We start from the raw sequence: 16995 nt of genomic DNA, 5'->3' as shown, positions 1-16995 counted from the left end.
TATGCTCAATTCTACGTGCGCGTTTAAGTTTTTGATCCGTATTGCTTTATTGCTGACAGTCTTCATATGGGCTGGCCCTGTGGCAGCGCAAAGCCCGCAAAAAACCACTGAAACAGATAACCAGCGCTATCTTGCGCTGATGCTCCTGAACCTTACTAACCCTGACGATATCGGTCCGGAGCCGGACCTGATCCGATCAGCAAAGAGTTACGGGCTCAATGCGGTATATATCACCATTCCCTGGGACAAAATTTATTTAAATTCTCCTACCGATACACCACAGTGGGCTAAGTACGACCAGCAGATCAAAATTGCGACTGACCTGGGCATGAAGGTAGCATTGCGCATTCACCTCGGCCGGCACAGCACGCGCATCAAAGGCTTTTGGGACGTTTCCGACAGTCAGATCAGCCATTCCGGTAAGTCCCTGCTCAGTGGTTATGGGGATACTTTTTTCGGATTTGATAACCAGCCTATTCTGGATAAGGGAGTAGCCTTTGTGAAAGAGGTAATGAATCACTATAAGTATTTGCAGACCGAGAAAAAACTGCTGTATGTGTCGGTAACCTGCACAGGTACGCAGGAAGGCGAATATGGCGGCGGTTTGATCGAAAATGGTAAAGAGAATGCGGCTGTCTACGATTATTCTCCTTCCATGGTGAAGGGTTTTAAGGAATTTGTTAAAGGGAAATACAAAAAGATCGAGCGGATCAATTACCTGTGGGGGATGACTTTCAAGTCGTTCGATGAGGCAAATCCGCCGGCGACTGCCTGGGAGCCTAACCTTTCGTTCCGTCAGCGCTATGGAAAGGATTGGTACATTTATCGTCACATGATGCTCAAAAGGTTTACCGAGCAAATGGTGGCGGCGGTTAAAAGCGTCGATCCGGGTATCAAATATGTGTCGGATTACGGGTCGGTATTCGATGGGCAATCAGCCACACGGGGAACATTGGGTTTTCGCGATCTCAACGAAAAAACAGATGGGATCAAGGTTAACGACAATCTGGCGGCACATGATCACCGGTGGTCGGTGGACATTCTGAAAAGCGATGCGCCTGCGGGTTTTATCACAGCCAATGAACTCTTTGTGAGTTCGTACCTTGATAATGCCGCTCATATGAAGCAGATCAACGAAAACTTCGAGCATGGAGCGAATGTGGTGGCCGCGGTGATTTCGACAAAAGAACAGATGGCCCGCGCCGAAGGCTTTTTGAGGCAGGGCGTAGTTACCTGGCTGAACAAACCAATGACGCCCATCGTGTATGCCGACTCGGTATCGTACCGCTTGTCGGCGGCGACCGAAAAAGGCGGCGCACAAGGGGTGATTTACGATGAATGGGCCAAACGTGCCTATGCCGATCCGGCGAAGCCGCGCCCGGTCCGGATTCGTTTGATCGAGGACATTTTATCACCAAGTTATTGGGACGATGCGTCCAATAACATGCCCTACGTCTTCAGACCGGTGCCGATGCAGATCATTCCGGTTAACAAAGATTTTGAATACAGGCTTCCTATCGATACCTTCTCTGATGTGGATGGCAAGATCGTTCGTGTGGACGTGGGCGCGTTACCCGCGTGGCTGCGCTACGAGAACGGCGTCTTGAGGGGAAGGCCCACGACGCTCGGCGACTACCGCATTTCAGTAAAGGGGATCGACGACGAGGGCGGTTCGGCGGAAGCTTTTTTTACCATTCGTGTGGATACCCGCGAGAATGCGAACAAACCGCCGACCGTCGACAGTAATTTCTCCAACCAGCTGGTGGCAGTGGACAAGCCGTTTACCATTGCCATTCCCAAAACCGCATTTGTTGATCCGGACGGAAGCATTACTAAAGTGGAGGCCAGTGAACTGCCTTCCTGGCTGACATTTTCGAATGGGGTACTGAGTGGTACGCCTACCAAATTGGGCGATTACCGCATTATCCTCAAAGCATACGATGATTTGAATGCATTTGTGGAAACTTATTTTACAGTTAAAGTCGTCGAGCCACAGTTCTTGAACTCCCCGCCATTCGCCACGAGCGGGTTGCCTACGAAATATGCGCAGATCAACATGCCGTTCAGCTATATTCTGCCTACCAATATTTTCGGTGACGCAGATGGCTACATTTCATCGGTTACCGTACAAAACCGGCCTTCATGGCTTACGTTTGCGCTCAATGAATTTTCAGGAACGCCTACTGAGGAGGGCGAGTACCGGCTGATTATCCGCGCATACGACAACGCGGGCGCATACGTGGAAATCCCGCTGGTATTGCTGGTGCAAACTCCCGAGCTCCGTTTTGAACTTGTACAGGGCGGCAGTAAAGTGGATCAGCGGGTGATCAGGAAATTGTCTGGCGATGATGTAATCCCTTATGACTCCTTACCTGCAAAGCTGAATATGTATGCGTATGGGAATTTCGAGTACGACAAAGTTTCGTTCGATTTGAACGGCCCTTTCCGCAGAAAGTCAACAACGGCGATTTTTCCGTACGCCTTGTATGAAGATGCCACCGGTTTTGCGCCTTATGTGGGGAGATATACATTGACCGTTACCGCGTTCAGAGCAGACTCCGCTGTGGTTACGAACTCCATCGAATTCGGTATTTCGGCAGGAGATAAGGTGGATATCAGCAAAAACATGAAAGACTGGGCGTTCTATCCGAACCCGGTAGAAAGTATTGTTAATATCAAACTCCCCGAATACAAGCCTGGCGACAATCTGAGCTGGGAGATTGTCACGGTAGCAGGTAAGCGAATGCCTGTTGCCAATTCGCTGGTGAAGGTGTCGGATGAGCTCGCAAACCTGGACCTGGACGCGATCGGATTGTCCGCAGGAATCTATTTTATCAGAGTAGAAAACAACGGAGAGCTGGTGAAGCAATTCAGGATTTTTAAGAAATAGCAGATGCCTACGCTGCATTGCGAATGACCGTCCGTGGAAGGCGGTCATTTTCATTTATTTTGACAATAGTATGCTTGCATAATAATTTTTATAATCTATATTTGCATCAATCGCTAATAGTATGCAAGCATACTCAATACTTTTCCGACTAACCCGCATTCAGATATGTCCGTTGCAGCAGTAAACCAGACGTCCATCAAAGGGGGTGAATTTCTGATCAAGGAAACCCTGGCGAACCAGATTTTTATTCCGGAAGAATTCAATGAAGAGCAGCGAATGATCGCTGATACGTGCCGCGATTTCCTTTCAAAGGAGGTGTGGCCGCGTTTGAATGAAATCGACGAGGCCAAAAGCCCGGCACTGATTTCCGAGTTGATGGATAAAGCAGGGGAGCTTGGCTTGCTTGGAACTGCGGTTCCCGAAGAGTTTGGAGGTTTTGGGATGAATTTCAATACTTCCATGCTCGTGGCAGAAGCCACGGGCGCGGGCAATTCGTTTTCGGTGGCGCTTTCGGCGCACACGGGCATCGGTACATTGCCTATTCTCTACTATGGCAATGAAGACCAGAAACGCAAATACTTGCCGAAGCTTGCTTCCGGCGAATGGAAGGCGGCATATTGCCTCACCGAACCAGATTCGGGTTCGGACGCCAATTCAGGTAAAACAAAAGCTAAGCTGAGCGTCGACGGGCAGCATTATGTGATCAATGGTCAGAAGATGTGGATCACGAATGGCGGTTTTGCGGATGTATTTATTGTTTTTGCCAAAATCGAGGAGAATGGTGAAACAGATAAAAACCTGACAGCATTCGTCATCGAGAAGTCGTTCGGCGGCATTACGATGAACGAACCTGAGCACAAAATGGGCATCAAGGGCTCGGACACACGTCAGTTGTTCTTTAACGACTGCCTGGTACCGGTTGAAAATATGCTTTCCGAACGGGGTAACGGGTTTAAAATAGCGGTTAATATCCTTAATATCGGCCGTATTAAGCTGGCAGCGGCAGCACTGGGTGGCTCCAAACGCGTGGCTTCGCAAGCGATACAATATGCTAACGAACGCCGGCAGTTCGGTACGGCGATCGCCAATTTCGGTGCTATCAAGCATAAACTCGCTGAAATGGCGGTGGGAATGTTCGCAACGGAATCGGCGGCTTACCGGGTAGGACAAAATATAGATGACCTCATCCAGGCCTTCAAGGACAAGGGGATGAACGATGCCGAGGCGAAATTGAAGGCCCTGGAAGAATTTGCGATTGAGTGCGCGATCATGAAGGTGCATGGGTCGGAAGTGCTGGATTTCGTGGTAGACGAAGGTGTGCAGGTGTATGGGGGGATGGGTTTCTCGGCCGATGCGCCCATGGATCGCGCCTATCGCGACAGCCGGATTAACCGGATCTTTGAAGGTACCAACGAAATTAACCGCTTGCTGGTGGTAGATATGCTCCTGAAACGGGCGATGAAGGGTCAGCTTGACCTGATGGGCCCGGCCATGGCAGTGGGTAAGGAAATTCTATCAATTCCGGATTTTAGTTCGGATGAAGATGAAACGTTGTTTGCGGCGGAGAAAAAAGTGATCAAAAACCTGAAAAAGGCCGCTTTAATGATTGCCGGTGCCGCGGTGCAAAAGTTTATGATGAAACTTTCTGAGGAGCAGGAGATTATCATGAATATTGCCGATATGGTCATTGAAATTTATGTGGCGGAATCCGTGTTGTTACGGGTAGAAAAGCGGATTGGGCTGCTGGGGGAAGGGGCGAATGCATTGCATAAGGATATAGCGCTCATTTACCTCAACCGCGCGGTGGAAAGGGTGAACAATGCGGGCCGTTCGGCGATTACCAGTTTTGCCGGGAGCGATGAGCTCCGTGTAATGCTGATGGGACTGAAAAGATTCACGAAGATCGAGCCTATGAACCTCAAAGATGCGCGCCGCCGTATTGCCGACGAACTGATAGCCAAAAATGACTACGTCTTTTAAGAAACCATAAATACCTCAGGCGAATAACCTGCTACAACTGAAAACCAAAATGTACACGTTTGAAAGCCGTATCTGACTCAGATGCGGCTTTTTTGTATCTTGGTGAAAGGTTTTCGATTATTGGCCAAAATGCGCAATTTTGGGAAACCAAAAACGACGCCTTTCTCGTTAGGTATTAGGTTTCTTTTTTGAGTCAAATAGCAAAAATTAATACGTTGGATTCTCTACTAGCTACTGAAAAACCACCTTTCATGACTTTGCATTCCGTGGATCTGCGTACCACAGGCCAGTTTCCTGCATTACTACTCGATTACCTCGATCAGAAACCGACGCTTGAATCTTTTTATAGCATCTTCCCGACGTTAGAAAACGCGGAAAAGGCTATTTTGAATAAAAAGGGCTTTACGGCCGATAAGCGTAAAACGCTGGTCGATGTGCTTACGAAGCAATACCACGGCCTCCCTTTCCTGCCCGATTTTTCGGTTTTACTACAAGAGAATACCTTCACTGTAACAACCGGGCACCAGCTGAATATCTTTACGGGCCCGTTGTACATTATTTATAAGATCGTAACGATCATCAAGCTTGCGGAGGCATTAAAGGCAAAGTATCCTGAGTACAATTTCGTACCCATTTACTGGATGGCTACGGAGGATCATGATTTTGAAGAAATCGCTTCCTTCCATCTTTTCGGACAGACGCACAAATGGACGGGCGAGCACAAGGGAGCCGTAGGAAGGCTGAATCCAAAAGAATTGGCGGGTATTTTGAAGCAGTTGCCGGATAAACCGCTGCTTTTCGCTAAGGCTTATCTGGAAAACAATACATTGGCCGACGCCGTGCGATGTTATATGCACGAGCTCTTCGGACGTTACGGGCTGGTTAGCCTCGACGCCGACCATGCGGATTTAAAACGGCACTTCCTGCCGGTCATTCAGGAAGAACTGAAAGACTCCATTTCGGAGAAACTCGTTACAGAAACCACTTCCCGGTTGAATGCGCTTGGTTACCATACTCCCCTGCACGCGCGCGAGATCAATTTCTTCTACCTTGACGACAACCTGCGCGAACGCATTGTACGCGAGGGCGACGTGTTCAAAGTGCTCAATACCGAGTTGGAATTCCGCGAAACAGAGTTGTTGGCACTGGCCGAAACCAATCCGGAGCGTTTCAGCCCGAATGTGATCTTGCGGCCATTGTATGAGGAAGTGATTTTGCCTAACCTCGCGTATATAGGCGGGCCGTCAGAAGTGCCATACTGGATGCAACTGAAAGGCGTTTTCGATCATTTCGGCGTGCCTTACCCGATGTTGATGCCGCGGAATTTCGCATTGTACATAAATGGTCATCAGTACAAGAAGGCACAGAAGCTGAAAATTGACTACAAAGATCTGTTCCTCGACGAAATCGCGTTGCGTAAGACCTTCATCGAACGTAATACCGAGCACGAGCTAAATCTGAACGAGCAGAAAGAAGCGTTCAACGCCATTTTTGACCAGATCCTTGCCAAGGCAACGGAGGTAGATCAAACTATGCACGGCGCCGTGAAAGCAGAGCAGACGCGGCTTCTGAATTCATTGAAGCACCTCGAAAAACGCATTATCCGCGCAGAGGAGCGCAATCATGAATCGGAGATCGAACAATTGCTGACCCTTAAAAACAAACTGTTCCCGAACGGAATCGCCCAGGAACGGTATGACAATCTGCTGAACTTCTATATCAACGATCCTCAGTTTATTCAGAAGCTGATTAATGCCTTCGATCCGCTGGATTTCAGGTATAATGTGCTCCTGGAAGAATAGGAGAGGGGTTTAATTCTTCATTTTTACATCACCGAAGACCGAAGTGACGGTAATCTTGGGCCCGCCGGAACCAACCTTTCCCTGGTAATGCTTCATTTTGTCAGGCCGGCCGTCTTTATCCGGTTGCATCGAGAAATTGACGTTCTCCGTCGGGTAACTGAATTTACCATACGTTACACTTACATTGAACTGATTGGACTCGGCAGGCAACACAATCGAAGAGTACTGCGCCTGGATATCCACATTCTGGGCTGAATGCATCAGCTCGTCGATTTTGAAATTACCCGAATAGTTGAGCTTGATTTTACCGGTACCACGGATCGTACCGATTTTAGCCCCTGAATAATCAATGGCCGCGTCCAGGTTAACGACATCGCCGATCATTAACTCGCCGAATTTGTTGCTCAGCCATACTTTCTTGGCTTGGTCGAGTTTTACGTTGGCATACTGGCAATCCAGTTTCCCGCCGTCCATTTTGCCAATTTTGGCACTTCCAAACTGGATATCGATCACATTGTCCGGGTTTTCGAGGAGCATCGCCATAAAGTTACCGTGCTTGGAATCGACGGTCAGCGGGGCGTAGAACGAAGGGATATCGGTATTCCCGAATTTGTTGCGAACGGTCAGCGAGTTCTCCTTCGGCATATAGATCGTATAATCGATCTGAATGAAATTCTTGTCGCCCTTGCCTTTATTCCAGCCACTGTTACCGAATTGGTTACGGTCAATGCGGGTAGTGAGGCTAATGACGTTTTTGACGCGTTTTTCATCGATATTCACGGAGCTTAGATATTCCGCGGCGCGGTTGTCGGAGGGCGCATTGGCGGTAACGACGATCTCCACTTTAATCTCTTCCTTGGCCCACAGATTCACTTTTACGAGACCAAATTGGTTGTCAACTTCAAGCGCGTCGCTCTTTTTGACATCGAATACTTTCACAATATTCCTACGCTTCTCTATCAGACCGTTTTGTTCGGAATTGTCGGGATCGAGGGCTGCGCTGGCTACCTGCGGAAGTGTGGCGATCACACTAAATAACAGGAGCGTCGCTATTTTCTTTATCGTTATCATTTTTCACTTTGTTAATGCGTTGCAAAATTTCCAGTTGTTGGTTCAGCAGATCGACCTGTAATTGCAGGTTCTGAACCATTGCTTCGAGCAGTGCTTCCTGGTTAGGGGCGTTCGATAAGTTGGAGCGAAGGTTTTTATAATTCGCTTCCAGACTTTCCAAATCAGCGGAGAAATCTTTGTAAAGCTCCGGGTTGTTCCGGGCCAGCTTGATGATCTCCTCCCTTTTTTGGTCTATTGCAACATTGTATTGATTGAATTCGCGGGCATATGCGGGAACTTTCAGGGCCACGTTCGGATCACGGGTAATGCCATACTCGTTATTGAGGTAAACCAGAAACCCGATCCCGAGCGCCAGGAACACCCCCGCGGCGATACGCCAGTCGAAATAGGGGTTACTCAGACGCCTGATTTTTTTTTTCGATTTTTCAGGTACTATCGGAATCTCGTTGTGTAGTTGGCTCTCAATCTGGCTCCATAAAGAATCCTGCGGTAAGAAAGTATCAAATCCATCCCTGTTATCACGCACAAACCGCTCCAATCGATCCTTTTTATCAGAAGAATTTTTCATAGATTAATTAACTTGTCAAGTGTAAATAATAGTCTCAAATCCGTAAGAGTTTTAGGTAAGTATCGTAATTCGTGTTTGCACAATCTGATTTTTAGTCATTTGTAGCGGTCCGCCGCGCGGTCATGCATTGTCATTTTAGTCATTTATTGTCAAGTGTTGTCATTTATTGTTTCTCTCCCATTTGACTATTCATGACCATACCTGACTACTTCCTGACCACACTTGACCATTTCTGACTACTCCTGACTACACATGACCACTTCCTGACCACTCCGCTACCGTACCAACATTTCGGTCAACTTACGCTTGGCACGCATGTATTGCGTCCGGGAGGTGGTTTCACTGATCCCGAGCACTTCGCCGATTTCTTCGTGGTCGTAACCTTCGAACAAATACAGACTTAGCACCACCCGGTAACCATCCGGCAATTTCTGTACCGCGTTGCGGACCCTTTCTATTTCGAGCGTCGTGTCGCTCTCATCCAGTCCGAAAGAATCCTCATTCCGCTCGCTTTGCTCTAATGTCTCATGGAATTCTTCTATTTCCACCCATTTTACCTTCCTGCTCCGCATGTGGTTGATCGCCTTATTGACCACGATTTGCTTCAACCATGCCCCAAACGTCGACTGCTGCCTGAACTGGTGGAGGTTCGTGAATGCATCCACGAAAGCCTCCTGCAAAGCATCCTCAGCCTCTCCCAAATGGTTCAGTATCCGCATGCAGATGTTGAACATGGCTTTCGAGTAATGTTTATAAAGCTCGTATTGCGCTTTGCGCTCTCCGAGTTTACAACGCTCCACCAGTTCGACGTGCCGGTCGGGGTAAATTTGTGTTTTCAAGCAGAAGGTTTATATTTTGAACGTTCTGAATCAAAGACAATCGATTCTTCGGCATGTTGCACTTCATTTTAAAAATATTTTCAAAATGCCGAATCCCGAACAAAGGGACATACCGTGTTGTTCTTAGAAAAGGCAGGATTATCTTTGCACTACCTTGATGCAATCTACCGATTTTAGTACATGAAAACTTTCAACATCCCCGATTTTTACCGGAGCCGCATTATCACCCCGATCAAGGAATTCCGCCGTAAGAACGACAAGCTGAAAAGGGATTATTCTCCCACGGTGCTTGATTTCGGACCGGTACAATTTCTGATCGCGCGCCATTTCGGATTTTGCTACGGGGTAGAGAATGCAATCGACATTGCGTACAAGGCCATTGCCGAAAATCCGGGCAAGCGGATTTTCCTTCTGAGTGAAATGATTCACAATCCGGATGTGAACCGCGATCTGGTAGAGCGCGGCGTGCAGTTTATCATGGATACCAAAGGAAACCAGCTCATTGGCTGGGAAGAGCTCACAGCGGAGGATATTGTGATCGTTCCGGCATTTGGAACTACGGTTGAAAATCAGCAGAAACTCTCGGAGCTGGGCGTGAATGCGTACGTGTACGACACCACTTGCCCTTTTGTGGAGAAAGTCTGGAACCGTGCTGCGCAAATCGGGGAGAAAGACTATACGATCGTGGTCCACGGCAAGCCGAATCACGAAGAGACCCGCGCTACCTTCTCGCACAGCAAGCAAAATGCCCAGACCGTGGTGGTGGAGAATATGAGACAGGCCCAGATCCTGGCCGAATATATGATGGGATCCAGGCCCGCATCACAGTTTTTTGAAGATTTCAAAAACCAGTATTCGGAGGGTTTTGACCCAGAAAAAGACTTGCAGCGCATCGGCGTCGTGAACCAGACGACCATGCTGGCTTCCGACACCCAGGGTATTGCCGACTATCTCAAAAATGTGATGATCAGGTATTACAGCCTGCGTCCCGAGCAGGTGGAGGACCGTTTCGCGAACACGCGCGACACGTTATGCTATGCGACGAACGATAACCAGGATGCTACCTACGCATTGCTCACGCATGATGCCGATCTGGTGGTTGTTGCAGGCGGATATAACAGTTCCAACACCTCGCACTTGGTGGAGCTATGTGAACAGAAATTCCCGACATACTTTATCGAATCAGTCAATAAAATCCTGGACAGGCAACTGATCCGCCATTTTGACCTGCATAAGAAAGAAGAAGTGGTCACAGAAAACTATATTCCGGCAAAAACTCCCGTGCGTATTATGCTGACGTGCGGGGCGTCGTGCCCGGATGCGGTGGTGGAAGGGATTCTCGTGCGGTTGCTTTCATTTTTCGAGGGCGCCAGGCCAATCGAGGAGGTGATGCAGGCATTTTGAAGCAACGGCTACCGCTAAATCTGGCAGGGGCACCGTTGAATCATTTGAAAGCGGTTATTAAGAGCGAATTAACTTGTATAGTTTAATTTAGGCGGATGGTTTTGGTTACAAAAATCATCCGTTTTTTATATCTCCTTTCCTATGAAAAAGATTGCCATCCTGAGCTCTTTTTGCGTCTTACTTTTTGCCTGGTTTTTTAGCAGCTGTTCTTCCTTTAATGAAATCCGCGTGGCGGGTACCAACTTCACGGACGAGGTGGGACAATCGCAAAACCTGGTTTTTACATTTAACAAGGACCTAGTTTCTACGGCTGAACTGAATAACTGGGACTCTACACAGTATGTAACGTTCGAGCCGGCGGTTCGTGGCAAATTCAAATGGACCGCGCCGAACGAGCTCGTGTTTTCACCGGTAGCAGGTTTCGGGGCCGCTACGTCCTATCAGGCGCAACTAACCGAGCTGATCACCGAAAAAGCAGACAAGGAGAAGAAATATAAACTCTCCCAGGACCCGATCACATTCCATACACCGTATCTGCAACTGGTCGAAACGGAGAGCTGGTGGACACTTTCCACAGAGAGTGGCAGGCAGGAGGCGCGGTTAAGGCTGAATTTCAATTATCCTGTCAATGCGCAGAATGTGGCCGAGAAGCTCAAAGTCTTGTTCGAGGATCAGCCGCTGGATTACCGGGTATTGCCGTCGCAGGATGAAACGTCAGTTACGCTGGCCCTGGCGAAGGTAGGGAAGGCCGATAATAATGAAACGCCGGTCAGTATTGCCATTGACAAAGGTGTAAAAGTTCAGAATACTTCATACAGCAGTAACGAGGCGCTTTCGAAAACGGTAAGTATCCCCTCGCCGCTGCATCTGGAAGTGGTGGATATTAAAACGGGTTTTGAGAACAATGCGGGTTACGCACGGATTGTGACCACACAGGAGCTTGACAAGGAGAGCGTCGCAGGGAGTTTCACAGTGACACCCGAAGCGGCCGTGGAAACCGAGCCTACTGAAAATGGCTTCATCATTCGGGGCGCTTTCAATGAAACGGAAACGTACGTATTGCAGTTGAAACAGTCTTTGAAAGGCATTTTGGGTCAAACGCTGGAAGAAGAAGCATCGCGCGACCTGTTTTTTGGCAAAATGCCTGCAGCGATTTCGTTCGCAAACAAAAAGGGGCTGTATTTGTCTTCTAAAAGTTCAAGGAATATAGGTGTGAATATCGTGAATGTGCCCAAAGTACAGGTGCGTATTTCAAAACTTTACGCCAATAATATCCTGCATTACATCCATAATAACAGATGGAGCGACTACGCATATGTGGGCGACGACTGGCAGCCGACAGGTAATTTCAATTACAGCGACGACCGCGAAAGCCAGCTAAGTGACGTGATCGTGAACAAGATTGTCGAGACTGCTAACCTATCCAAAAACAAGGGTATATCCGCATTGAATATTGCATTGCCAGACGACAACAAACGGCAGGGCGTTTATCTCGTTGCTGTAAATTCGGAGGAAGAGGCATATCTAGGAGCCACAAAGCTCGTTTCCATTTCCGACATCGGCCTCATCGCCAAGCAGGGAAAAGACGAGCTCTGGGTTTTTGCCAATTCCATTAAAACCAATGAGCCGATCAAAGATCTTGAGTTGACGCTAGTCAGCTCCAATAATCAGACCGTACACACCCTCAAAACAGATGGCGACGGCATTGCGCATGTCGATAAGCTAAGCGAAAAGGCGCCGGGATTTAAGATTGCAATGATTACGGCGAGCTCGGAGGATGATTTTAATTACCTGTTGCTGGAAGATACCCAGGTACTTACTTCGCGGTTCGATGTGGAGGGCTTGCGGGATAATGCATCGGGGTACCAGGTGTTCATCTACGGGCAGCGTGATATTTACCGCCCGGGTGAAACCATGCATTTCAATACAGTTTTGCGGACCCAGGATTGGAAAACCGCGGGAAAAGTGCCGCTCAAATTGCGGCTGTTAACGCCTAACGGCCGTGAATTCCGCACATGGCGCAAGACGACCAATGACCAGGGGGCCGTAGAATCGGAAATCCCGCTCGATGCCGGTGTACTCACAGGTACCTACATCCTGGAAGTGTACAATGCCAACGAAGTGTTGCTCGGTTCCCAGGCGGTGAGCGTGGAGGAGTTCATGCCCGATCGCATTAGGGTGGATCTCAGCGGTGCTGCCAAAGATTACGTTTCAGGTCAGAAAGTGGCGCTTACCGCCACCGCTACCAATTTGTTTGGCCCGCCAGCAAGCAATCGCACCTATGAAATGGATTTCCAGTTGCAGCGGAAAGGCTTTTCGGCCAAAGGTTTCCCGGAATACACATTCGATATCCCCGCCGAAACTACTTTCGAGCGCGATAGCCGCCAGGGTACGACTAATGAGCAAGGGCAGGCGAATGAGCAGTTTACATTGTTATCCGGCTTACAGGATATCGGCGTGCTCGAAGGCAAGATTTACGTAACGGTTTTCGATGAAAACGGACGGCCTGTCAACAGGTTACAGCGTTTCGACGTGTACACCCAGCCGGTATTCTACGGCATTCGTCTTCCCGACGCCTATGTCGGAACCAATGCGCCTGTACCTGTTGATATTGTGGGCGTAAATAAAAGTGGTGCATTGCAGAACGGCGCCGTGGCGAGCATTGAAGTAGTACGGCTGGAATACCAGACGGTCGTGGAAAAAAAATATGACCGCCTGCAATACACCTCACGCAAGAGTGAGAAGCTGGTATATTCCAACAAACTGACGCTTTCCGGCGGAAAAGGGACATTCCGATATATACCCACGGTTTCTGGCGAATATGAGGTACGGGTACGACGCCCCGGCGCGGCGCATTACACGCTCGCGAAGTTCTACGCTTATGGCTATGGTTATACCCAGTATTCGTCTTTTGAAGTAAGCAATGAAGGCCGGGTATTGATGGAAACCGATAAAACGCATTACAAAACCGGTGAAACTGCGACCGTATTGTTCAAAACGCCGTTCGATGGCCGGTTGCTGGTTACAGTGGAGCGTAACAATGTCCTCGAGCAGCACATTCTAACCACCGAGAAAAAGGCGGCCGAATTGACATTTAAAATCAAGAAAGAGCATTTACCGAACGTTTTTGTAACAGCTACGCTGATCCGTCCGCTGGATTCGTCGGATATGCCGCTGACGGTGGCACACGGCTTTGAGCCTGTCCTGGTGGAAGATCCTGAGCGGAAACTGGAGGTCGCGATTACGGCAGTGGAAAAGTCCCGATCGAAGACGAAGCAGCAGATTCGGATCAAAACGGAACCGAATGCGGAGGTGACGCTGGCGGTGGTGGATGAAGGTATTTTGCAGATCAAAAACACAAAGACTCCCGATATTCACGGGCATTTTTATCAAAAACGGGCGTTGGAAGTTTCCAGCCACGATTTGTATGCGCAGCTTTTCCCGGAACTGACCATTTCAGGAACATCCAGCTCCGGCGGTGATGGTTATGACCTGGAAAGAAGGATTAACCCGCTGAGCAACGGCCGTACCGAACTGGTGTCGTTTTGGAGCGGTCAGCTGAAAGCGAATGGCAGCGGCGATGTGACTTTTGATGTGAATATCCCGCAGTTCAGCGGCGATCTGCGCATTATGGCAGTGGCTTACAAGGATAATGCATTCGGTTCGGCTACCAAAAATATGAAAGTCGCGGATCCGATTGTGATCAGTGCCGGCCTGCCGCGTTTCCTGAGCCCGGGCGACGAGCTGGTATTGCCGGTTAACATCAGCAACACCGAGGCCAAAGCGACAACGGCGATCGTTTCCGTCCAGCTCTCCGGCCCACTGGCGGCAGGTGCTGCGCCGGTTACCCAGAACATTAATATTCCGGCCGGAAAAGAAAGCCGCGCGATGTTTGCCGTGAAAGCGGCTACGGCCATCGGCATCGGGAAGGTGGTGGTGAAGGTGAATGCATTTAAAGAAACATTCGTCAATCAAACCGAAATTACGGTTCGTCCGGCATCACCATTGCTGAAAACCAGTACGTCGGGCCTTATTGCAGGCGATAAACAAGGGGTGATCGACCTTAAATCGTCGTTCCTTCCCACCACAAGCAGTAGTCAGCTGGTATTGAGCCGTTCGCCGTTGGTACAAGGTGGTGGCAAGGCATTATCGACATTGCTCGGCTATCCTTATGGTTGCCTGGAACAGATGGTGTCAAAAGCATTCCCGCAAATCTATTTCGCAGACCTTACCAAAGCAATGGCCGCACCGGTTTACACGGTCAGGAGCGGAGAAAGTGATTTTAATCCGATGACCAACGTGCAGCAAGCCATCCGTAAAGTGGAATCGCAGCAGCTTTTCAATGGAGGCATGGGCATGTGGCCGGGGGCGCAGCTGGAAGACTGGTGGGCTACCGCCTACGCTGTGCATTTCCTGGAAGAAGCACGGCGGGCAGGTTTTGAGGTTAATGCCAAAACACTGAGCCGCGCGGTGGAATATCTGACAGCACAAAGTGGTACCACCGCGAACAGGGAGGTGATTATCGCCAGTACAAATAATGGATTGGCCTACGAGGGCCAGCCGAAAGGTACTCAAACGAAAAAAACGGTCGCTCGCCGGGAAGCCATTTATTCGCTTTATGTCCTGGCATTGAATGGCCATCCGAACCGCGCTGCAATGAATTATTACAAACAGAACCCGCATTTGCTCACGCAGGATTCCCAGTATCTACTCGCTGGTGCTTTCCAGCTCGCGGGCGATGCACGGAGCTTCAATGCATTGTTACCTAAAAAATATGTAGCCGAGAATGCGGGGCATTATTATGACAACAGCTATTCATCCCCGCTACGGAATATGTCGTTGGTTTTGAATACATTGATTGAATCTGATCCTTCCAACACGCAAATCCCGGTATTGGGGCGCCAACTTTCACTGGCCATTCAGTCTGCTTCTTATTTGAATACGCAGGAAGCGGCATTTGCGGTGCTGGCTTTGGGTAAACTGGCGAAAAAGACATCCAATTCGACGGTAACAGCTTCTGTTTCCGCAAATGGCAAATCGCTGGGGCAGTTTTCAGGTAAGGAGTTGAAGATTTCAAAAGGCATTTTGAACCAGAAACTGTTGGTCAAAACGCAGGGCAAAGGCGATCTGTACTGGTTCGCGCAGACGGACGGTATGTCGGCCACGGGTAGTTATGTAGAGGAAGACCAAGGCATCAGCATTCGTCGCCAGTTCCTGACACGCAATGGAGCGCCGGTGCAAACTTTCCATCAGAACGACCTCGTGGTGGTGAAACTGACGCTTAGCAGCAACAACGGGTTGCCGGTGGAAGACGTAGTCGTTACCGACCTGCTGCCCGCTGGCTTCGAGATAGAAAACCCAAGGATCACCGAGCCGCGCGATATGCCATGGATTACGAATGCAGCCGTTCCGGAATATTACGATATTCGCGACGACCGCATTCATTTCTTCACCAATGCCGACGGTCAGCCGAGGACATTCTACTATCAGGTGAGAATTGTAGCGAAAGGTACATTTACGATTGGACCAGCCGCTGCCGACGCGATGTACCGGGGCGAATTCCGTAGCTACTCAGGCGGCGGCAAAATTACAGTTGAATAGATCATAAAGAGAAGCTACGCAAAATCAGTCCACCGATGATGGCTCCCGCAATGGGGGCCAGAACGGGAATCCAGCCGTAACCCCAGTCGGAGCTCCCTTTGTTGGGAATAGGCAGGATAGTGTGGGCAATGCGTGGGCCGAGGTCGCGCACGGGGTTAATCGCATAGCCGGTAGTACCGCCGAGCGATAGACCGATACTCCAAACGAGCATACCCACCAGGTAAGGCGCTACACCGGACGGAATGCCGCCTTTTTCGGGATCGGAAGTGCCGGCATACCCGATGGCTGCAATGCCGACGATCAACATCATGGTTGCGATAAATTCACTCAGGAAATTGGCCCCGGTACTTTTAATGGCCGGGCCGGTTGAAAAACAGGCCAGTTTGGATCCGCCATCCTCGGTAGCGCCCCAATGCGGCAGATATTGCATCCAAACCAGCACAGCTCCCAGGAATGCGCCAATCAGCTGCGCCGGAATGAAAGTTGAAATAAGGCTGTAATCGTTTTGAAGTACCGCAAAACCCACGGTTACCGCGGGGTTCAAATGTGCTGCCGCGCTGCCGAATGCATTGGCTGTGAACACCCCGAACATCACCGCAAACGCCCATCCTGCGGTAATGACGATCCAGCCACCGCTTTCGCCTTTGGTTTTTTTCAACACGACATTGGCGACGACGCCGTTGCCTAACAAAATAAGGACCATGGTTCCGATTAATTCTCCAATGAAAGGCGAAGGCTGCATGTGCTTTGTATAATCAAGGTTAGTGAACGAATATGCGAATAGTTTTATAATTTCTGTTTCCAATCCCAAAAAGAATTTTTCGTTCTGGTTTTACCATT

At 49.3% G+C, this 16995-nt stretch carries 9 protein-coding genes; 5 read left to right on the top strand and 4 right to left on the bottom strand.

Translation table 11 applies throughout. The features are described 5' to 3' along the window. The first annotated feature begins 1 nt into the window (after position 1). The 3 genes from AC2YIT_RS26760 (at position 2) to bshC (ending at position 6672) form a co-directional block, all read left to right on the top strand. A complete protein-coding gene (locus AC2YIT_RS26760; RefSeq protein WP_430850141.1) occupies positions 2–2890 on the top strand; it encodes a putative Ig domain-containing protein in 2889 nt (962 codons plus the stop codon). A 165-nt stretch (positions 2891–3055) separates the two neighbouring features. Next, complete coding sequence (locus AC2YIT_RS26755) at positions 3056–4870, top strand: acyl-CoA dehydrogenase family protein (protein WP_487281227.1); 1815 nt, start codon at positions 3056–3058, stop codon at positions 4868–4870. Between the two features lie 251 nt (positions 4871–5121). Next, complete coding sequence (gene bshC / locus AC2YIT_RS26750; RefSeq protein ID WP_430850137.1) at positions 5122–6672, top strand: bacillithiol biosynthesis cysteine-adding enzyme BshC; 1551 nt, start codon at positions 5122–5124, stop codon at positions 6670–6672. Positions 6673–6681: 9 nt separating this feature from the next. On the opposite strand, the gene AC2YIT_RS26745 is transcribed toward bshC, so the two are convergent. The 3 genes from AC2YIT_RS26745 to AC2YIT_RS26735 form a co-directional block, all read right to left on the bottom strand. Continuing rightward, the gene (locus tag AC2YIT_RS26745; RefSeq protein WP_430850135.1) at positions 6682–7743 is read right to left on the bottom strand and encodes a hypothetical protein; all 1062 of its coding nucleotides are present in this window, start codon (positions 7741–7743) and stop codon (positions 6682–6684) included. Continuing rightward, positions 7703–8311, bottom strand: coding sequence for a restriction endonuclease subunit S domain-containing protein (locus tag AC2YIT_RS26740; protein WP_090149522.1), 609 nt, complete (start codon positions 8309–8311; stop codon positions 7703–7705). The genes AC2YIT_RS26745 and AC2YIT_RS26740 overlap by 41 nt, the downstream gene beginning before the upstream one ends. A gap of 275 nt (positions 8312–8586) precedes the next feature. After that, positions 8587–9150, bottom strand: a complete 564-nt coding sequence (locus AC2YIT_RS26735; protein ID WP_487281226.1) for an RNA polymerase sigma factor — start codon at positions 9148–9150, stop codon at positions 8587–8589. Between the two features lie 180 nt (positions 9151–9330). Between AC2YIT_RS26735 and AC2YIT_RS26730 the strand changes: the two genes are divergently transcribed. Continuing rightward, positions 9331–10554, top strand: a complete 1224-nt coding sequence (locus tag AC2YIT_RS26730; RefSeq protein WP_487281225.1) for a 4-hydroxy-3-methylbut-2-enyl diphosphate reductase — start codon at positions 9331–9333, stop codon at positions 10552–10554. A 141-nt stretch (positions 10555–10695) separates the two neighbouring features. Continuing rightward, positions 10696–16155: an alpha-2-macroglobulin family protein gene (locus AC2YIT_RS26725; protein ID WP_430850128.1), complete on the top strand. Its 5460-nt coding sequence runs from the start codon at positions 10696–10698 to the stop codon at positions 16153–16155. Between the two features lies 1 nt (position 16156). On the opposite strand, the gene AC2YIT_RS26720 is transcribed toward AC2YIT_RS26725, so the two are convergent. Continuing rightward, entirely contained in the window at positions 16157–16897 is a 741-nt protein-coding gene (locus AC2YIT_RS26720; RefSeq protein ID WP_487281224.1) for an MIP/aquaporin family protein, read from the bottom strand. Positions 16898–16995: the final 98 nt, after the last annotated feature.

The sequence above is a fragment of the Dyadobacter sp. SRI_021 genome, assembly GCF_057586235.1.
Note: the sequence above shows the minus strand (reverse complement) of the source record. Positions and strands in the feature narration are given on the sequence as shown.